The sequence below is a fragment of the Bradyrhizobium sp. SZCCHNS3002 genome (assembly GCF_032377435.1).
Taxonomy (GTDB): Bacteria; Pseudomonadota; Alphaproteobacteria; order Rhizobiales; family Xanthobacteraceae; genus Bradyrhizobium.
In genome coordinates this window covers 318560-336569 of sequence record NZ_JAUHHY010000002.1, presented here as the reverse complement: position 1 = coordinate 336569, position 18010 = coordinate 318560, and the positions used below count along the sequence as shown (strand labels likewise).

Below are 18010 nucleotides of genomic sequence, written 5' to 3'. Positions count from 1 at the left end.
CCATTCGCTATTCGCTACTCGCAGGTTTCCTCATGGCTACTTTCCATTTCGATCTCGTCTCGCCGGAAAAGATCGCCTTCTCGGGTGAGGTCGACCAGGTCGACGTTCCCGGCCAGGAGGGTGATTTCGGCGTGCTCGCGGGCCACGCGCCGTTCGTGGCGACGCTGCGGCCGGGCATCCTGACAGTGACATCAGGCGGATCGCAGCAGAAGATCATCGTGCTCGGCGGTCTTGCCGAGATCTCGGACAAAGGTCTGACGGTTCTCGCCGACGTCGCCACGTCGCTGAAGGAGCTCGACCAGACCGCCTTCGCGGCCGAGATCGCCGGCATGGAATCCAAGCTGAACGAGAAGCAGGGCAACGAGCTCGATCGCGCGATCGAGCGGCTCGATCACTTCAAGACGATCCAGCAGCAGCTCAATACGACCGCGCTGCATTGATCCAACCGCACGACGTATGAATGAACGTTCATGGCCGGGCTCTGCCCGGCCATTTTCGTTTGGGGCTCGAACGACGTGCGCCGGTCGATGACTACTTCAAGGGGCCGGTTGCATGCTCACCGATCTGACGGCATGCTCCCGGCCGATCCAGCGGGCGCGGTGACATGGCAGGACAGATCGTCTTGAAACGCAAGATCGCGGCGATTTTCGCCGCCGATATCGCCGGCTATTCGCGCCTGGTCGCGGAGGATGAAGAAGAAACGCTACGGCGACTGGCGGCCTATCGCGAGGTCGTTGACGACTTCATCGCGCGCGCCGGCGGCCGCATCTTCAACACCGCCGGCGATGCGGTGCTCGCGGAATTCCCCAGCGCGGTCGAAGCGGTGCGTTGCGCGATCGACATCCAGGAGAGCCTGCGCACGCGCAACATGGCCTATCCGCCGAGCCGGCAGATGAGCTATCGCATCGGCATCACCATCGGCGACGTCGTCGAGCGCGACGGCGATCTGCTCGGCGACGGCGTCAACATTGCAGCGCGCCTCGAGGGCCTCGCCGACGTCGGCGGCATCTGCATCTCGCGCGCCGTCCATGAGCAGGTTGCCAACAAGCTGTCGGTGCAGTTCGCCGACATGGGCGCGCGGGAGGTCAAGAACATCCCCACCCCGGTGCACGCCTTTCGCGTGGCGATGCGCCGCGAGGACGGCACCTACGCGCCGCCGGAAGAAAAGAAAGCCGCCCGCGGCGGCGGGCTCCGCATGATCTGGCGAATTACGGCCGCCCTGGTTGCGCTCGGCGCGGTCGGGGTCGGGACCGAGCTCTACCTGGATTATCGCGATCCGCATCCCGCGCAGCGCGATGCCGCCAAGGCGGCGGCGGAAGCGTTGGCCCGGCTGTCGGCCACGCCGGCTTCGCCGTCCTCGGTCCCGTCTTCATCTCCATCCGCCGCGCCGACGCAGTCATCCGTCGCCATGCAGCCGGCCGACTCGCCGCAGCCGCAACAGTCGCCCTCGCCTTCATCCTCTGTCGCTGCCGAGAAGTTTGCACCTGAAGCCGTGCCGTTCGTGAGCGAGCGGACTCGCATTGCGCTGGCGCGCGACTACGTGCCGGCGCCCGAGCACAAGGCGTTCGCGACCACGATCAACGGCGTCAGCGCCTACGTCACCGGGCAGGCGAGCGACGACGCGGCGAAGTCGGCCGCGCTGGAGCAGTGCCAGCAGCGCGCGGACAACGCGAACGGACCGCGCAAATGCGAGCTCTACGCCGTTGGTGACAATGTCGTCTACGTGCACAGCAAGCCGCCGTTGCCGCCGCAGCCCTGGGTGCGCCACGACCCGCTGACCGAACGCGCCTTCAGCGCGGCCGAGATGCCGCTGGTGCGTGATACCGGCCGCGCCCGGCTCGAAGCGAACTACGGGACGGCGCGACGGACCAAGGCGATCGCGCTCGGGCCCGGTGGCCAGTTCTTCTACAGCGTCGGCGGCGACCTCGTCGACGACGTGGTTCGGCGCAATCTGGAAGCCTGCGGCGCTCAGGCGGGAACCGCCTGCATCATCGTTGCGCTCGACGATGCCTTCGTGGTGCCGATACCGACCGTGATGAAAGCCACCGGCTTCTTCCACGCGGCCATCCATCAGGCGATCGCCCCGGAGGCGCGCGAGGAGGTAGCGCGGCGCCTTGAGGCCGCGACGTCGGGCTGGAATGCAGTCGCGGTCGGAACGGCCGGCCACCCCGGCTTCAGCCTCAATGGCGACCGTGAGGAGACGGCGATCGGCGGCGCGCTGGCCGACTGCGCCACGCGCGACAACGACTGCCGGGTGATTGCGATCGGGCCGTTCACGGTCGAGGACAATTGAGCCGGCGAACTCTCTCGACATTGCTTTCCGACGCGCGCCGCGCGCGAGACCGGAATGACGCAGAGCCTCACTCTTTGCCGTCGATCACTCGCCCGCTTCGGCGAGATGCGCAAAGGCCTCCGCCACCGCACGATAGACCTCGCGGCGAAACGGCACCACCAGCTCCGGTACGCGCGCCAGCCGCTCCCAGCGCCAGGCGTCGAACTCGGCCGGCTGGCCGTTGCGCGGCGTCACCGGATCGATGTCGGCCTCCCGCCCGGTGAAGCGCATCGCGAACCATTTCTGCCGCTGGCCGCGAAAGCGCGCGAGCCGGTGGTTGGGATCCTCGAATGGCGGAAATTCGTAGGTCAGCCAGTCGGTCTCTCCAAGGATGTCGGCGTCGCGAATGCCGGTCTCCTCCCACAGCTCGCGCCGCGCCGCCGCCTGCAGATCCTCGCCGGGATCGACCCCGCCCTGCGGCATCTGCCATTCGAGGCCGGGAAGGACGATCTCCGGTCCGTCATCGCGAAAGCGTCGTCCGAGGAACACGAGCCCTTCGGCATTGAGCAGGGCGATCCCGACATTCGGACGATAGGGTCTTGTCTCGGTCATCCGCAAATCCATGAACTATCGATCGCATAGCAGCGCATCATGACGGCATCGTCGCGTCGCATCTGCAGAGATTCCCTGCAGCCCGTGCGCAGAAGCGGACTAGCGGATGTCGGGTATCGCGTCGAGGGCGCGGATCGCGATCAATCGCCCGCGAGCGGCGCGAATTCCTTGACCACGCGCTCGTAGACCGGCCGCTTGAACGGCACGATCAGCCCCGGCAGGTTCTGCATCGGCTCCCAGCGCCAGCTGACGAATTCCGCCTTGTGGTGGCCGCCGCCGGGTCGCTCGACGTCGATCTCGGCATCGGACCCGGTGAAGCGCAGCGCGAACCATTTCTGGCGCTGGCCGCGATAGCGCCCCTTCCAGGCACGGCCTGCGACCGTACGCGGAATGTCGTAGGTCAGCCAGTCGCCGACCTCGGCCAGCTTCTCGACGGAACGCACGCTGGTCTCTTCATACAGCTCGCGCTTGGCCGCCTCCCAGGCATCCTCGCCGGGATCGACGCCGCCCTGCGGCATCTGCCAGACATGGGTGTCGTCGACATGCTCGATCCCGCCGGCGCGGCGACCGATGAAAACCAGCCCCTCCGAATTGATCAGCATAATGCCGACGCAGGTGCGGTAAGGCAGGTCCTCGTAGCGCGTCATTCCGGTCTCGGCCTTCCTGCGGGGACCCTGCGCCTCGCTGCGCAGGCCTCACGCTGTCACGTCGCCGGTCGGGCCGGCGCACGTTCGTTCAGTTCGATTTTGATTTCAGCATCGCGGTTGTCAATGGCACCAGCAGAATGCCCTTGCGGTCGAGCCCCTTGATCCAGGTGGCGATGCGGTCGATCGAGACTGGCAGCGCCGAGGCGGTCCCGACGGCGACGCCACGTTCCTTGGCCAGGCTTTCGAGCTTGGCGAGCGCATTGTCGATCTCGACCGGGGTCGGCACCGCGTCGATGGTGACGTCGCCCTTCGCGAACGGCATCGCGAGCCCCGTGGCGAGTGACGCCGCCACGCTGCGCGGGGCTGCGCCATCGTCGAACAGGGCCAGGCCGCGCTTGGCGGCCTCGTTCACGATCGGCTGCATCGCCGCTTCCGTTGCGACGAAGCGCGCACCCATGAAGTTGCCGATGCCGACGTAACCCTGCAGCCGGCTCATGTGCCAGAACAACCGGTCGATGTTCTGGTCCGGTCCGAGTGTGGCGAGCAGCGTCTGCGGACCCGGATCGTTGTCGGGATAGTCGTAGGGCTCCATCGGGACCTGCAACAGGATCTCGTGGCGCTGCGCCCGGGCGCGCTCGGCGAGTTTGGTCGGATCGGAGCCATAGGGCGTGAAGGCCAGGGTGACCGCGGGCGGCAGCTTCATGATCGCGTCCGCCGTCTTGGCGGCGCCGACGCCGAGACCGCCGATCACGATCGCGACGGCCGGCATGCGCGCCGCCTTGGCGCGGTCGGCCTCGGCCGCATAGGCGGTGAACGGCTTCAGCCCGTCGGCCATCACTGGGATCATGCCGTAGCGCGACTTCTCCAGCAGCCGCGGGTCGACGCCGGGCATCTGGCTCGCAGCCGGCGTGGCCGATCCAGGCTCTGCCGTCTCGCCACCGGCACCGATCGCGACCTCCTGGCGGGCGCCGCTGGAGCCGTCGATGATGGTGACCGTCTTGCGCTCGCCGCCCTCCTGCTTGGCCGCGGGGGCCGCGCCGTGGTCGGCCTTTGCGTCTGGCTTGCCATCCGGCTTGGCGGTAGCCTTGTCGTCGGCGGGCTTTGCGCCCTCGTTGATCGCGACGCGGGCGACCGGCTCGCCACCGAGTGGATTGTCGTTGAACATCGCAAAGCCGGCAAACGCGACCAGGAACAGCCCCAGCAGCATCGCAAGGGCCTGCAGGGCCGTGAAGGGAAGCCGAACGCGGCGCCTGCGACGCTTTTCCGTCTGTCCGAGCGGGGCGCTCAGTTCGTCGGCCGTCTCTGTCATCGAAATTCCCGAATCAATCGGGTCGACGATACCACGGCAGGGATTCGGACGCAGGGCCAGTGTCCGAAAGCCCGTAGATCGGCGGAGCCGCAAACGAGAAGCCGTCCAAAAAACAAAGGGCGGCCTGGAGGCCGCCCTTCAAACCCACTTCGCGTCTGTCGGCCGCCGCTCCGGCGGCGGCCTCAGTTCGCCGCCTTGGCCGGCTTGTCGGCCGCGGCCTTTTCGGTCGGCGCCGGGGTGTTAGCGCTGTTCTTGATGCCATGGAGCAGGTCGGCAGCCATTTTGAGCGCCTTGTCGTCCTTGGTGTCCGGCGGCACGTAGGACTGCGAGCCGGTCTTCTCGTCGCCGTCGTTCTTCAGATGGCCGCGCAGCGACGCCTCGCCCTTGGTGTCGGTGCGCGATTTCAGCTCATCCGGCACGTCCTGCAGCACCTCGATGTCGGGCACGATGCCCTTGGCCTGGATCGATTTGCCCGACGGCGTGTAGTAGCGCGCGGTGGTCAGCCGCAGCGCGCCGTTGCCGGCGCCGAGCGGGATGATGGTCTGCACCGAGCCCTTGCCGAACGAGCGGGTGCCGACCAGCGTCGCGCGCTTGTGGTCCTGCAGCGCGCCGGCCACGATCTCCGACGCCGACGCCGAGCCGCCATTGATCAGCACGATGACCGGCTTGCCCTTGGTGAGGTCGCCGGCATGTGCCGCGCGGCGCTGCGTCTCCTCGGCATTGCGGCCGCGGGTCGAGACGATCTCGCCGCGCTCCAGGAACGCGTCGGAGACGGTGACCGCCTCCTCGAGCAGGCCGCCCGGATTGTTGCGCAGGTCGATGATGTAGCCCTTCAGCTTGTCACCGATCTGGTTCTGCAGGTCGGCGATGCTCTTCTTCAGGCCCTCGGTGGTCTGTTCGTTGAAGGTGGTGATGCGGATATAGGCGATGTCGTCGCTCTCGGTGCGCGAGCGCACCGAGCGGACGCGGATGTTGTCGCGGGTCAGCGTCACGTCCAGCGGATTGTCGGCGCCCTTGCGCACGACCTTCAGCTTGATCTTGGTGCCGACCGGGCCGCGCATCTTCTCGACCGCCTGGTTGAGGGTCAGGCCCTGCACGGCTTCGTCGTCGAGATTGGTGATGATGTCGTTGGCCTGGATGCCTGCCTTCGAGGCCGGAGTATCGTCGATCGGCGACACCACCTTGATCAGGCCGTCTTCCATCGTCACCTCGATGCCGAGGCCGCCGAACTCGCCGCGGGTCTGCACCTGCATGTCGCGGAAGCTCTTCGCATCCATGTAGCTCGAATGCGGATCGAGGCCCGAGAGCATGCCGCTGATCGCGGACTCGACCAGCTTCGAATCGTCGGGCTTCTCGACATAGTCGCTGCGCACCCGCTCGAACACGTCGCCGAACAGGTTGAGCTGGCGATAGGTATCGGCGGTCGCGGCGCGCGCCGTCGATCCCATCAACACCGCGCGCGGTTGCGAGACGAACAGGGTCAATGCCGCACCGGTGGCCGCGCTCAGGAGAATTACCGAAGTCTTACGCATCATCCGCGTACCTTTTCGCCTTCATTTGCGGCCCACCATGGGCCTGGATCGATTGGAGTGCCGTCCTTACGGAACTCGACATAGAGCACTGGTTGACTCGCGTTGGTAGCGAGAATGGAGGCAACCTGGGAGCTGTTACCCATGATCGCGACCGGCTCTCCCGTCTGAACAAACTGCCCGATGTTGACGGAAATGCGCTCCATCCCGGCGATCAGGACATGATACCCGCCACCGGCGTTGAGGATCAAGAGTTGTCCGTAGCTACGGAAGGGACCCGCATACACAACCCAGCCATCACACGGGGTTGTGACCTGAGCCCCTGGCCGGGTTGCCAAAGAAATGCCTTTATCCGAGCCGCCGGCACCGTCCGATGCGCCAAATTCGCGGATTTTGGTGCCGTTGACAGGAAACGCCAGCATGCCCTTGGTCGAGGCGAACGCGATCGCGGGCGCCTTGCGGCCTGGGTTGCGCAGCGCATTCGCGTCCGGCTTGCTGTTGACCGGCACCCCCTGCAGGCTCGCCGTCGAGGCAGCCTTGGCCGCGCTCTTGAGGTCCAGCTCCATCGTCGTGATCAGCCCCTGCAGCGAGTCGATCTGCTGGGCCAGCACGGCGGCGCGCGCGCTTTCGGCTTCCATGTCCTTTTCGGCCGAGCTCTGCTTGCGCTGGCGTTCCTCCACCAGGGCCGCGAGACGGGTCTGATCGGTGCGCAGCCTGTCGCGGTCGCCGGCGAGCTTGTCGCGTTCGCTGGCGATCGTCTTGCGGATGGCGACGAGCTCGCCGAGATCGGTCGAGAGCTTTTCGGCTCGGCTTCGCATCTCGGGGATCACCGAGCCCAGCAGCATCGCGGTCCGCAGGGATTGCAGCGCATCCTCGGGACGGACGAGCAGGGCCGGCGGGGTGCGGCGGCCGGCGCGCTGCAGTGCGGCAAGAACCTCGATGATCTCGGTCCGCCGCGTTTCCAGCGACGTCCGCAGATCCTGCTCGCGGCCGTCGAGCCCGCGCAGCCGCGTTTCGGCCTCGGCAACGCGCACTTCGACGCTCCGCACCTGCGCCGCGACGTCGATCAGTTGCTGGTTGAGCTTGCCGCGATCCTCGCCGAGCGCGGCGATGTCGGCCTTCAGCCGCTCCTGGGCCTCAGCGGCGGCCTTCTGGGCCGCGCGGGCGGCCTCGAGCTCCTGTTCGCGCTGCTTCAACTGCTCCGGGGTGGCCGGCGTCGGTGATGCCGTACCGGGGATGGATGGCCGGAGTCCGCTCTGCGCCAGCGCCGGACATCCGGAGAACACCACAACGAGCGCGATGAGCGACGCACGGCAGGACTGGCCGCCGCGGGCAGGTCTTGGGGAGCAGGAGAGGGGCCGCGCAGCGAACATCGAGGTCCTTATTGTGCTCCCATCGTCCCTTGTTCAAGCGCGGTGATAGGGGTGACCGGCAAGGATCGTAGCAGTACGGTAAATCTGCTCGAGCAGCAGGACGCGGACGATCTGGTGCGGCCAGGTGGCGGCGCCAAACGCAACCCCGAGCTTGGCTCTGCGCCGCAAATCGGGCGAAAGTCCGTCGGCACCGCCGATTGCGAAGACGGCAGCCGGAATGCCTTCGTCCCGCCAGCGCCCAAGATAACCCGCAAAGGTTGTGCTGTCGACATTCCGGCCACGCTCGTCGAGGCAGACGAGCACGGACTTGTCCGGGACCGCCGCCGATATCGCGGCGGCCTCCTCGGTCATGCGTGTCGCCGCATCGCGCGCGCGGCTTTCCGGGATTTCATGGATGTCGAGGCCGCGAAAGCCGAGCTTTCGGCCGATGTCGTCGAAACGCTCGCGGTAGCGCTCCGCGAGCTCCCGCTCGGGACCCTGCTTCAACCGGCCGATGGCGACCACGATCAGGCGCATGCGCACGGACTAGCACGTGCGCGCCACGATTCGCATCCGCCGCGGCGTGGGGCCGCCTAGACCGCCTTGGCCGGGTTCGGCCCTTGAGTCCACAATCGCTCGAGATTGTAGAACTCGCGAACCTCGGGTCGGAACACGTGCACGATCACGTCGCCGGAATCGATCAGCACCCAATCGCAATTGGGCAGGCCCTCGATGTGGAGTTTCTTGGTGCCGGCTTCCTTCAGGCCCTTGGCGACGTTTTCCGCGATCGACCCGACGTGCCGGTTCGAGCGGCCCGTGGTGATGACCATGTAGTCCGAATACGCCGATTTGCCGCGAAGATCGATCGTGATCGTCTCCTCCGCCTTCATGTCTTCGAGGCGGGAGAGGATCGTGCGCAGGGTCTTGTCGGCGCCGGGTTGCGCCTGCAAGGCCGCATCTTGGGTCGACGTCTTACGCGCTGACTTGGCTGTCGCCGACTTGGTAGTCGTTGCCTTCGTCTTGGGTAAGGCCGACTGGGACAATACAGATGTGGTCAGGGACCATTCCTTTCACTGTATCGCAGGCCGAATCCAACCCGGCCTGCTGACCATACTAGGCATGTGGGGTTAATGGTTTCAACAATCCAGTACCCCGGTCGTCCGGCCCGACAGCGTCGACGCCGTCCCGCTTCGGACCGTAGCGGGGGACGGAAAGTTCCATGCATATCCGGTGCCGCGCGCGACGGGAACGCGCGGCCATTCAGAACGACTTCCAACTGCCGTCCGGGTTCCTCAGCCCCGTCGAGGACAGGCTGAGCTTCAGCCCGGTGAGGTAGACCCAGGCTGGAGCGGCGCGGTCGGCCAGACGGCTGGCTTGCGCTTCGGGAATGCGATACCGCGCCAGGGCGCGTGCGGCGGGCGCGTTCAGGGCACGGAAGCTGCGGGGCGGACGATCGACCACGGCCATCGGCACCTGGGCCGCGATGTGCTGCCACTTCTGCCAGCGATGGAACTGCGCGAGATTGTCGGCGCCCATGATCCACACGAAGCGCAGGCGGGAGGCGCGCCGGCGCAGATAATCGATCGTGTCGGCAGTGTAGCGCGTGCCGATGACGGATTCGAGACAGCTGATCTCGATGCGCGGATCGGCGGCGACCTTGCGCGCCGCTTCGGCGCGTTCGGCCAGCGCATGCAGCCCGCCATTGTTCTTGAGCGGATTGCCCGGCGTGACCAGCCACCAGACACGGTCGAGCTGCAGCCGCTTCAGCGCGAACAGGCTGATCGCGCGGTGCGCCTGGTGCGGCGGGTTGAACGAGCCGCCGAGCAGGCCGATGCGCATGCCGTCACTGTAGGGCGGCAGCGCCTGGCGGATCGCAAGACGCATGGCTGTGGCGTCGGTCACGGCTGCCCCCGCCTGCTGCTCGAGCGACTCAACCACAGGATGCGGCCGTCATGGCCGCGTCTGTCCGGTGCCGTGGATCCGGTATTTGAAGCTGGTGAGCTGCTCGACGCCGACGGGGCCGCGCGCATGGAATTTGCCCGTGGCGATGCCGATCTCAGCGCCAAAACCGAATTCGCCGCCGTCCGCGAACTGGGTCGAGGCGTTGTGCAGTACGATCGCCGAGTCGACCTCGTTGAGGAACTTGTCGGCGGCCGCATTGTCGTCGGTGACGATCGCATCGGTATGATGCGAGCCATGCGCGTGGATGTGAGCGATCGCGCCATCGACGCCGTCGACGACCCTCGCGGCGATGATGGCGTCGAGATATTCGGTGTCCCAATCCTCGTTGCTGGCCGGCTTCACCCGCGCATCCGCCGCGCGCACGGCATCGTCGCCACGCACCTCGCAGCCGGCGCCGATCAGCAGGTCGACCAGCGGCTTGATCTTGTCCTGCGAGGCGCGATCGATCAGCAAGGTCTCGGCCGCGCCGCACACGCCGGTGCGGCGCATCTTGGCGTTCAGCACGATCGACTTGGCCATCTCCAGGTCGGCGGCGCCATCGACATAGACGTGGTTCACGCCTTCGAGATGCGCGAACACCGGCACGCGCGCCTCGGCCTCGACGCGCGCGACCAGGCTCTTGCCGCCACGCGGCACGATCACGTCGACACCGCCGTTCAGGCCCGACAGCAGCAGCCCGACGGCCGCGCGGTCGCGCGTTGGCACCAGCGTGATCGCGGCCTCCGGCAGGCCCGCCTCGCGCAGGCCCTCCACCAGGCATTCATGGATGGCGCGGCAGGAGCGGAACGAGTCCGAGCCGCCGCGCAGGATCACGGCATTGCCGGACTTCAGGCAGAGCACGCCGGCGTCGGCCGCGACGTTGGGGCGGCTCTCGAAGATCACGGCGATCACGCCAAGCGGCACCCGCACGCGTTCGATGGTCATGCCGTTCGGCCGCTGCCAGCTCTCGGTGACCACGCCGACCGGATCGGCGACGCCACGTACCACGGCGATGCCGTCGGCCATCGCGGCGAGGCGGGCCGGGGTCAATGTCAGGCGATCAAGGAAGGACGAGGTCATGCCGGCCGCCTTGGCGTCGGCGACGTCCTCGGCATTGGCGGCGATGATGGCGTCGGCGCGGGCGCGGATCCGCCGCTCCATCGCCTCCAGCGCGCGGTTCTTCTGCTCGGCCGGCGCCAGCGACAGCACACGCGCCGCCGCACGGGCGCGCTTGGCGAGATCGTTCATCAGCTGGGGCAGATCGGCGCTGCCGTCGATAGCCTTGAGAGGCGCGGTCATGGGCGGTTCAACCTTGAATTAAGGCTCTCCAGTAGCACGGAAAGCAGCCATTTGCGAACGTCGGCGGCGGGGCTCTAGGCCGGCCCCACGCCCGCCGGGCCGATCACCAGATCGTCGCGATGGATCATCTCCGCTCGTCCCGACACGCCGAGAATGATTGCGACGTCAGGCGAGGAGCGGCCCTTGATGCGCTCGGCGTCATCGGCGTCGTAGGCGATGAGGCCGCGGCCGATCTCGTGGGTGTCGGGCCCGCGCACCACCACCGCGTCGCCGCGGGCAAACTGTCCCTCGACCTTGATCACGCCGGCCGGCAGCAGGCTCTTGCCGGCGCGCAGGGCGTTGACCGCACCGGCGTCGATCGTCAGCGTGCCCTTCGGCTCCAGCGAGCCGGCGATCCAGCGTTTTCGCGAGGTGACCGGATTGGCCGGGGTCAGGAACCAGGTGCAGCGGCCGCCATTGGCGATCGCCGCCAGCGGATGCTCGATCTTGCCGGAGGCGATCAGCATGTGGGTGCCGCCGGTGGTCGCGATCTTCGCGGCCTCGATCTTGGTCTTCATGCCGCCGCGGGACAGTTCGGATGCCGCGCTGCCGGCCATCGCCTCGATGTCGGCGGTGATGCTCTCGACCACGGGGATCAGCCGGGCGTTGGGATCCTGCGCGGGCGGCGCGGTGTAGAGGCCGTCGATGTCCGACAGCAGCACCAGCAGGTCGGCGCTGGCCATGGTGGCGACGCGGGCGGCGAGACGGTCATTGTCCCCGTAGCGGATTTCGGCGGTGGCGACCGTATCGTTCTCGTTGATGACAGGCACCGCGCGCCATTCCAGCAGTTTGGCGATCGTCGAGCGCGCGTTGAGATAGCGGCGGCGCTCCTCGGTGTCCTGCAGGGTCACCAGGATCTGGCCGGCGCCGATGCCATGGGCGCCGAGCACCTCCGACCAGATCCGCGCCAGCGCGATCTGGCCGACCGCGGCCGCCGCCTGGCTCTCCTCCAGCTTCAATGGTCCCCGCGGCAGCTTCAGCCGGCTGCGGCCGAGCGCGATCGAGCCCGACGACACCACCAGCAGCTCGCAGCCGCGGCCATGCAGCCGGGCGATGTCGGCGGCCAGCGCCGTCAGCCAGGAGGCGCGGACTTCGCCGGCCTCAGAATCGACCAGCAGCGACGAGCCGACCTTGACGACGATGCGGCGGAAATTTTCGAGACGGGGTGCCATGGTGAATTCGGTCAAGTCAGCTGCCATGGGCGGACTCTCAAGATCGAGTGGAGCTGGCGCCACGAAAGGTGGTGCGCTCCCCTCCCTTTTGCGGGGAGGGGTCGGGGGTGGGGGTCCACACGGCAAGACCGCCGCCGGGGCACCCCCCTCCCCAACCCTCCCCCACAAAGGGGGAGGGAGTGCACCGATCTCTAGGCGATCGCTTGCGAACAACCTTGAGCGAATGCCGGTCGGCAGTCCTTCAGAGGTAAGATACGAATTTGGTGCTGCGACATATGCGCCGGGCTCAGTCCGCAGCGCAAGGTTCGGTTCGAGCCTCAGCCCTGCGGTGGCACCGGGGCCGCCCACGGCTCCTCGGTCGCAGCATTCTCGACCGCGTTCTTGGCCTTGTTGGAGACCGGCGACTCCCCAACGACGTCGGCGAGCTTGCGCAGGGCTTCCTTGACGCCTTCGCCCGTGGCGCCGGAGATCAGCAGCGGCGTCTTCTTGGCGGCGCGCTTCAGCCGGTCTCTCTGCTTCTTCAGCTCGTCCGGGTCGACCGCGTCGATCTTGTTCAGCGCGACGATCTCGATCTTGTCGGTCAGCTCGCCGCCATAGGCCTCGAGCTCGTGCCGCACGGTCTTGTAGGCCTTGCCGGCGTGCTCGCAGGTGGCATCGACCAGATGCAGCAGCACACGGCAGCGCTCGACATGGCCGAGGAAACGGTCGCCGAGGCCCGCGCCCTCATGCGCGCCCTCGATCAGGCCGGGAATGTCGGCCAGCACGAACTCGCGGCCGTCGGAATTCACGACGCCGAGCTGCGGATGCAGGGTGGTGAACGGATAATCGGCGATCTTCGGCTTGGCGGCCGAGACCTTGGACAGGAAGGTCGACTTGCCGGCATTCGGCAGCCCGACCAGGCCGGCATCGGCGATCAGCTTCATGCGCAGCCAGATCCAGCGCTCCTCGCCGGGCTGGCCGGGATTGGCGTTGCGCGGCGCCCGGTTGGTCGGCGACTTGAAGTGCGCGTTGCCGAAGCCGCCATTGCCGCCCTCGGCCAGCACGAACCGTTCGCCGACCGCGGTAAAGTCGTGGATCAGCGTCTCGCGGTCCTCGTCGAAGATCTGGGTGCCGACGGGAACCTTGAGCACCACGGACTTGCCGCCGGCGCCGTGGCGGTCCTTGCCCATGCCGTTCTCGCCCTTCTGGGCCTTGAAATGCTGCTGGTAGCGGTAGTCGATCAGGGTGTTGAGTCCATCGACAGCCTCGATGATCACGTCGCCGCCGCGGCCGCCATTGCCGCCGTTCGGCCCACCGAACTCGATGAACTTCTCGCGCCGGAACGCAACGCAACCGTTGCCGCCGTCGCCGGAGCGCACATAGACCTTGGCTTCATCGAGGAATTTCATGATGCGCCCTACGTAGGCGAGGCGGGTCCCCACGGCAACCGCGGAATGGGTTTAATTCGGCCCGAAGCCTTAATTTCGAGCGGTAAAGCCGCGCTGCGCACGACTTGGACAAGCGTTGCGCAGGGGTTGCGGCAGGGCTGCGTCACGCTTTCGGCGGAAGGGCTGGAGCCACCGCGGTCGGGCTGATAAGGCAGCCTCGTCATGAGCGTGCTGTCCCGAATCTCCACCGCCAACGATGAGCGCTCGGCGCGGCTCGCCGGCATCGGCCTGATGCTGCTGTCGATCGCGATGTTCTCGTTCGGCGATGCCTTGGGCAAGTTCCTGGTCTCGACCTATGCCGTCGGCCAGCTGCTGTGGCTGCGCGCCTGTGCGGCGCTGCTGCTGCTCGCACCGTTCATCTGGCGCAACCGCGCCGCGTTCCTGCAGCTCGAGCGTCCCTGGCTGCAGCTGGTGCGCGTGATCCTGTCGACGTTGGAGGTCGCGGCGTTCTTTCTCGCGACCGTCTATCTGCCGCTCGCCGACGTCATCACCTACTATCTCGCCGGCCCCATCTTCGTCACCGCGCTGTCTGCGCTGGTGCTGCGCGAGCATGTCGGCTGGCGGCGCTGGACCGCGATCCTGATCGGCTTCTGCGGCGTGCTGATCGCGCTGCGGCCCTCGGCGCAGACCTTCAGCCTGCCGGCCTTGATCGCGCTAGGCGGCAGTCTGTCGTTCGCGGTGCTGATGCTGATCACGCGTTCGCTGCGCTCGACGCCCGACATCGTGATGGCGTCGTCGCAGTTCGTCGGCACCTTCCTGCTCGGCGCCGCGATGTCCTCGTTCGGCTGGGTGACGCCGACACCCGGCAGCCTGGTGCTGTTCGCCGCCGCCGGTCTCATCTCGGTGACCGCTCTCTTCTGCGTCAACCGCTCGCTGAAGCTGGCCCCGGCTTCGGTCGTCGTGCCTTATCAGTACACGATGATCGTCTGGGCCGTGCTGTTCGGCTTCGTCGTGTTCGGCGATGTGCCGCACCCGGCGACCATCATCGGCGCCATCATCATCATCGGCGCGGGGCTGTACATCTACTTGCGCGAACGCAGCCTGGGGCAGGGACAGGGTGCGGTGAATCCCCCGGTGTAGCGGCGTTCACCGCCGTCGTCCCGGCCTCGAGCCGGGACCCAGACTCCGTGCGGCCTGTGGTGGAGAAGGCTATGGCTCCAGCGTGCTCCCACCACCGATTTCGGTGGCTATGGGTCCCGGCTCGAGGCCGGGACGACACGAGTGATGGAGCGGTCGCCTCGGCTAAATCCGCCGCCCCGCATTGGCCCAGGCCTTCAGCGACGACCAGACCCCCCGGGTCAGGCGGAAGGCGTCGACCGGGGCGGAGGAGCCGATCACCTCGAAGCGGTGCAGCTCGACGCCGGTCCATTGGAAGCCGCACTTTTCGAGGATGTTGCGCGAGGCTGGGTTGCTGACGCGGGCGTGCCCGATCAGCACATTGTCCTCGCTCGTCTCGAAGAAATGGTCGATCGCGGCGCGCGCGGCTTCGGTGCCGAAGCCGCGGCCCCGATGCGCAACGCCGAGCCAGTAGCCGAGCTCGGCGCGGCCTGTTGCTGGTCGATTGATCCCGATCATCCCGATCGGCGTGTCGAGGTGCTCGATCAGGAAGGCGGTCTCACCCGTCTGCTCCAGCCCGCGAACGAAGCGAGCGGCATCGACCTCCGAATAGGGATGCGGCAGGCGGCGGGTATTCTCGGCGATAACACGGTCGTCGGCGAGCCGGGCGATGGCTGTCACGTCCGCGAGCACCGGCGCCCGCAGCGTCAGCCGGGGGGTCTCGAGGACGCAAGGTCTCGCCTCGCGCAAGGTGGGGGTGGTGATGTCCTGCAGCATGTCGGGCTCCATCGACGCTTCGGGATCAGTTTCGGATCAGCGAAAATGAAAAGGGGAGGCCGGTTGTCCCGCCTCCCCTGGAGCCATCTGGCGCTCCGCCGGTTCATCAGGACCCGGCGGACGCGTATCGTTCCACCGTATTCTATTCAGCAGCCTCGGCGGCTACCGGACGCACCGAAATGAACGTGCGGTTGGCGCGGGCATGGAATTCGACGACGCCGTCGATTTTCGCGAAGATCGTGTGATCCGTGCCCATGCCGACGTTGAGGCCGGGATGCCAGGTCGTGCCGCGCTGACGCGCAATGATGTTGCCGGGAATCACGCGCTCGCCGCCGAACGCCTTGATGCCGAGGCGCTTGCCCTTGGAGTCGCGTCCGTTGCGGGATGAACCGCCTGCCTTTTTGTGAGCCATCGCTCGTCTCCGATCTCTTGCGATCACCTTTAGCGCGATTCCGCTAAGGGATCATTCACATTTGCAACCTGCGCGGACAAAAAATCCACGCGCGATGAGGTTCAAGCCGGTGCGGCGCGCGAGACGCGCGCCGGCACGCTTACTCCGCGGCGTCGGCCGCCGGGGCTTCCGCCTTGGCCTTCTTCGGGCGTGGGCCCTTGGTCGGCTTGGCGTTGTCGGTCAGGATCTCCGAGACGCGGATCAAGGTCAGCTCGTCACGGTAGCCGCGCTTGCGGCGGGAATTCTTGCGGCGGCGCTTCTTGAACGCGATGACCTTGGGACCGCGCTTGTGGTCCAGCACCTCGACGGCCACGGACGCGCCGGCCACCGCAGGGATGCCCAGCACCGGCGTATCGCCGCCGACCACCAGCACCTCGTTCAGCTGCACGATCGTCCCGGGCTCACCGTCGATCTTGCCAATCTCGAGCACATCATCCGGGGCGACGCGGTATTGCTTGCCGCCGGTTTTGATGACTGCGAACATCGTTCTCATCCTTCGTGTTCGATCCCGGCCTCAGAGCGCGATGGCCCCGGGTCGGCTTCTTGTTCAGTCGTTATGGTTCATGGAGTCCGGCCCGATTGGAGCCGGCAGTTGCGCCCGAGGCTTTGACGCCTCCGAAAAGAGCGCAACGACAAACGGCGCAGGAACGCCCGCGCCGGTCGATCGGGCGCTTATAGCGGGGTGAGCCGGCGAGTCAAGGTGAATGGACGGTTGCCGGCCGGACGGATGCCCGGCCCCCCCCCCCCCCCCCCGCCGAGCCCCGGCCGCTATTCGCTCGACCCGGCGCACCGGACCCGCAACCAACTGTTCCCTCCGCCGTTGTCCGAGCCCAACGCACAACAGGGCAGGATCATATGGCCGACGACGTCATGACCACCACGGGCATCGCCCGCCACGGCGCCGCGCGGCTGCCGTCGGTCGAGATCGACAGCTTCAACATCGAGCTCAAGGACGAGGACGGCTTCCTCGGCGACCGCGCCTCCAAGGGCGCCTTCCGCAAGATCCTGGAGCGCTGGCGCAAGCCGTTGCGCAAGTCCGGCAAGGACCCGTTCGGCGACGAGGACAGCGAGACCATCAGCAAGAAGACTCTGGATGCGATCCTGGTCGGCGACGACACCGAGGCCTCGGCCGTCGTGCATTCCGCGATCGAGGAGTTCGCCCAGGAGCTTGCCCATGTCACCCGCCGCTTCCTGCGCACCAAGGCCTGGGCCAAGACCGAATGCATCGTGGTCGGCGGCGGTTTTCGCGATTCCCGGCTCGGCGAGCTGGCGATCGCGCGCACCGAGATCATCCTCAAGGACGAGGGCTTTGGCGTCGAGCTGGAGCCGATCCGCTATCATCCCGACGATGCCGGCCTGATCGGCGCACTGCATCTGGCGCCGTCGTGGATCTTCGAGGCCCATGACAGCATCCTCGCCGTCGACATCGGCGGCACCAACATCCGCTGCGGCGTCGTCGAGACCGCCTGGAAGAAGTCGCCGGATCTGTCGAAAGCGTCGGTGTGGAAGTCCGATCTCTGGCGCCATGCCGATGACGAGCCCACGCGGGAAGGTGCGGTCAAGCGGCTCGCCAAGATGCTGAAGGGGCTGATCGAGGAGGCTGACACCGAGGGCCTCAAGCTTGCGCCTTTCATCGGCATCGCCTGTCCCGGCGTCATCAACGAGGACGGCTCGATCGAAAAGGGCGCGCAGAACCTGCCGGGCAATTGGGAGAGCAGCAAGTTCAACCTGCCGGCCAGCCTGGTCGAGGCGATCCCGATGATCGGCGACCACGACACCGCGGTGCTGATGCACAATGACGGCGTCGTGCAGGGGCTCTCCGAGGTGCCGTTCATGCAGGAGTTCGAGCGCTGGGGCGTGCTGACCATCGGCACCGGCCTGGGCAATGCCCGCTTCACCAACCGCCGCAAGGACAAGGACGACAAGGCCAAGGAGGACAAGGCCGACGACAAGAAGGCGGCCAAGAAGAAGAAGGATTGAGCATTGACGCGGCCGCACCGTGTCTGCCAGGGCCTGACGGGATGGCAATGTTGCGCTGCAGCAGGGGTGTCTCCCGGCGCCAGGACGTGCGGAAAACCGCCGTACAACCAGTCGGATGGGATGGAACCCGGTAACCTTGACTGGTTA

The 18010-nt window shown here is 67.0% G+C and carries 18 protein-coding genes; 4 read left to right on the top strand and 14 right to left on the bottom strand.

Going from position 1 to position 18010, the window contains the following annotated elements:
- The first annotated feature begins 32 nt into the window (after nt 1–32).
- Nucleotides 33–440, top strand: a complete 408-nt coding sequence (locus QW845_RS05930) for a F0F1 ATP synthase subunit epsilon (protein WP_315715938.1) — start codon at nt 33–35, stop codon at nt 438–440.
- 164 nt (nt 441–604) lie between these two features.
- Nucleotides 605–2293: an adenylate/guanylate cyclase domain-containing protein gene (locus QW845_RS05925; RefSeq protein WP_315800689.1), complete on the top strand. Its 1689-nt coding sequence runs from the start codon at nt 605–607 to the stop codon at nt 2291–2293.
- A gap of 84 nt (nt 2294–2377) precedes the next feature.
- Here QW845_RS05925 and QW845_RS05920 read toward each other — a convergent pair whose 3' ends face one another.
- From QW845_RS05920 to obgE, 11 genes are all read right to left on the bottom strand, one after another.
- Nucleotides 2378–2884: an RNA pyrophosphohydrolase gene (locus QW845_RS05920; RefSeq protein ID WP_315800688.1), complete on the bottom strand. Its 507-nt coding sequence runs from the start codon at nt 2882–2884 to the stop codon at nt 2378–2380.
- 140 nt (nt 2885–3024) lie between these two features.
- On the bottom strand, nt 3025–3531 hold the full coding sequence (locus QW845_RS05915) for an RNA pyrophosphohydrolase (RefSeq protein WP_315800687.1): 507 nt from the start codon (nt 3529–3531) through the stop codon (nt 3025–3027).
- An 88-nt stretch (nt 3532–3619) separates the two neighbouring features.
- The gene (locus tag QW845_RS05910; protein WP_315800686.1) at nt 3620–4840 is read right to left on the bottom strand and encodes a divergent polysaccharide deacetylase family protein; all 1221 of its coding nucleotides are present in this window, start codon (nt 4838–4840) and stop codon (nt 3620–3622) included.
- A 182-nt stretch (nt 4841–5022) separates the two neighbouring features.
- A complete protein-coding gene (locus QW845_RS05905; RefSeq protein ID WP_315715943.1) occupies nt 5023–6375 on the bottom strand; it encodes a S41 family peptidase in 1353 nt (450 codons plus the stop codon).
- Entirely contained in the window at nt 6372–7742 is a 1371-nt protein-coding gene (locus tag QW845_RS05900; protein WP_315800685.1) for a murein hydrolase activator EnvC family protein, read from the bottom strand. The genes QW845_RS05905 and QW845_RS05900 overlap by 4 nt, the downstream gene beginning before the upstream one ends.
- A 33-nt stretch (nt 7743–7775) precedes the next feature.
- Nucleotides 7776–8258 (bottom strand): 23S rRNA (pseudouridine(1915)-N(3))-methyltransferase RlmH, encoded by a 483-nt coding sequence (gene rlmH, locus QW845_RS05895; protein WP_315800684.1) that lies wholly within the window; start codon nt 8256–8258, stop codon nt 7776–7778.
- 56 nt (nt 8259–8314) lie between these two features.
- The gene (gene rsfS / locus QW845_RS05890; RefSeq protein ID WP_315800683.1) at nt 8315–8671 is read right to left on the bottom strand and encodes a ribosome silencing factor; all 357 of its coding nucleotides are present in this window, start codon (nt 8669–8671) and stop codon (nt 8315–8317) included.
- 310 nt (nt 8672–8981) lie between these two features.
- On the bottom strand, nt 8982–9605 hold the full coding sequence (locus QW845_RS05885) for a nicotinate-nucleotide adenylyltransferase (RefSeq protein WP_315800924.1): 624 nt from the start codon (nt 9603–9605) through the stop codon (nt 8982–8984).
- A gap of 66 nt (nt 9606–9671) precedes the next feature.
- Nucleotides 9672–10961 carry a glutamate-5-semialdehyde dehydrogenase gene (locus QW845_RS05880; RefSeq protein WP_315800682.1) on the bottom strand — a complete coding sequence of 430 codons (1290 nt, stop codon included), beginning with the start codon at nt 10959–10961 and terminating at the stop codon, nt 9672–9674.
- A gap of 74 nt (nt 10962–11035) precedes the next feature.
- Nucleotides 11036–12172 (bottom strand): glutamate 5-kinase, encoded by a 1137-nt coding sequence (proB, locus tag QW845_RS05875; protein ID WP_315800923.1) that lies wholly within the window; start codon nt 12170–12172, stop codon nt 11036–11038.
- A gap of 317 nt (nt 12173–12489) precedes the next feature.
- Nucleotides 12490–13560, bottom strand: a complete 1071-nt coding sequence (obgE, locus tag QW845_RS05870; protein WP_315800681.1) for a GTPase ObgE — start codon at nt 13558–13560, stop codon at nt 12490–12492.
- 201 nt (nt 13561–13761) lie between these two features.
- On the opposite strand from obgE, the gene QW845_RS05865 reads away from it, so the two are divergent.
- On the top strand, nt 13762–14679 hold the full coding sequence (locus QW845_RS05865; protein ID WP_315800680.1) for a DMT family transporter: 918 nt from the start codon (nt 13762–13764) through the stop codon (nt 14677–14679).
- A gap of 162 nt (nt 14680–14841) precedes the next feature.
- Here QW845_RS05865 and QW845_RS05860 read toward each other — a convergent pair whose 3' ends face one another.
- The 3 genes from QW845_RS05860 to rplU form a co-directional block, all read right to left on the bottom strand.
- Nucleotides 14842–15432 (bottom strand): GNAT family N-acetyltransferase, encoded by a 591-nt coding sequence (locus QW845_RS05860; RefSeq protein WP_315800679.1) that lies wholly within the window; start codon nt 15430–15432, stop codon nt 14842–14844.
- Nucleotides 15433–15574: 142 nt separating this feature from the next.
- On the bottom strand, nt 15575–15844 hold the full coding sequence (gene rpmA / locus QW845_RS05855) for a 50S ribosomal protein L27 (protein ID WP_315715952.1): 270 nt from the start codon (nt 15842–15844) through the stop codon (nt 15575–15577).
- Nucleotides 15845–15983: 139 nt separating this feature from the next.
- Nucleotides 15984–16367, bottom strand: coding sequence for a 50S ribosomal protein L21 (rplU, locus tag QW845_RS05850; RefSeq protein WP_035648644.1), 384 nt, complete (start codon nt 16365–16367; stop codon nt 15984–15986).
- A gap of 371 nt (nt 16368–16738) precedes the next feature.
- Between rplU and QW845_RS05845 the strand changes: the two genes are divergently transcribed.
- Nucleotides 16739–17863, top strand: a complete 1125-nt coding sequence (locus QW845_RS05845; RefSeq protein WP_315800678.1) for an ROK family protein — start codon at nt 16739–16741, stop codon at nt 17861–17863.
- Nucleotides 17864–18010: the final 147 nt, after the last annotated feature.

What these genes read in the sequence shown, in the direction of transcription:
- QW845_RS05920 (WP_315800688.1), bottom strand. Translation starts at nt 2,884, where the DNA reads ATGACCGAGACAAGACCCTATCGTCCGAATGTCGGGATCGCCCTGCTC.
- proB (WP_315800923.1), bottom strand. Translation starts at nt 12,172, where the DNA reads ATGGCACCCCGTCTCGAAAATTTCCGCCGCATCGTCGTCAAGGTCGGC.
- rlmH (WP_315800684.1), bottom strand. Translation starts at nt 8,258, where the DNA reads ATGCGCCTGATCGTGGTCGCCATCGGCCGGTTGAAGCAGGGTCCCGAG.
- obgE (WP_315800681.1), bottom strand. Translation starts at nt 13,560, where the DNA reads ATGAAATTCCTCGATGAAGCCAAGGTCTATGTGCGCTCCGGCGACGGC.
- QW845_RS05860 (WP_315800679.1), bottom strand. Translation starts at nt 15,432, where the DNA reads ATGCTGCAGGACATCACCACCCCCACCTTGCGCGAGGCGAGACCTTGC.
- QW845_RS05900 (WP_315800685.1), bottom strand. Translation starts at nt 7,742, where the DNA reads ATGTTCGCTGCGCGGCCCCTCTCCTGCTCCCCAAGACCTGCCCGCGGC.
- QW845_RS05845 (WP_315800678.1), top strand. Translation starts at nt 16,739, where the DNA reads ATGGCCGACGACGTCATGACCACCACGGGCATCGCCCGCCACGGCGCC.
- QW845_RS05925 (WP_315800689.1), top strand. Translation starts at nt 605, where the DNA reads ATGGCAGGACAGATCGTCTTGAAACGCAAGATCGCGGCGATTTTCGCC.
- QW845_RS05905 (WP_315715943.1), bottom strand. Translation starts at nt 6,375, where the DNA reads ATGATGCGTAAGACTTCGGTAATTCTCCTGAGCGCGGCCACCGGTGCG.
- QW845_RS05915 (WP_315800687.1), bottom strand. Translation starts at nt 3,531, where the DNA reads ATGACGCGCTACGAGGACCTGCCTTACCGCACCTGCGTCGGCATTATG.
- QW845_RS05885 (WP_315800924.1), bottom strand. Translation starts at nt 9,605, where the DNA reads ATGCGTCTTGCGATCCGCCAGGCGCTGCCGCCCTACAGTGACGGCATG.
- QW845_RS05880 (WP_315800682.1), bottom strand. Translation starts at nt 10,961, where the DNA reads ATGACCGCGCCTCTCAAGGCTATCGACGGCAGCGCCGATCTGCCCCAG.
- rplU (WP_035648644.1), bottom strand. Translation starts at nt 16,367, where the DNA reads ATGTTCGCAGTCATCAAAACCGGCGGCAAGCAATACCGCGTCGCCCCG.
- QW845_RS05930 (WP_315715938.1), top strand. Translation starts at nt 33, where the DNA reads ATGGCTACTTTCCATTTCGATCTCGTCTCGCCGGAAAAGATCGCCTTC.
- rpmA (WP_315715952.1), bottom strand. Translation starts at nt 15,844, where the DNA reads ATGGCTCACAAAAAGGCAGGCGGTTCATCCCGCAACGGACGCGACTCC.
- QW845_RS05910 (WP_315800686.1), bottom strand. Translation starts at nt 4,840, where the DNA reads ATGACAGAGACGGCCGACGAACTGAGCGCCCCGCTCGGACAGACGGAA.
- QW845_RS05865 (WP_315800680.1), top strand. Translation starts at nt 13,762, where the DNA reads ATGAGCGTGCTGTCCCGAATCTCCACCGCCAACGATGAGCGCTCGGCG.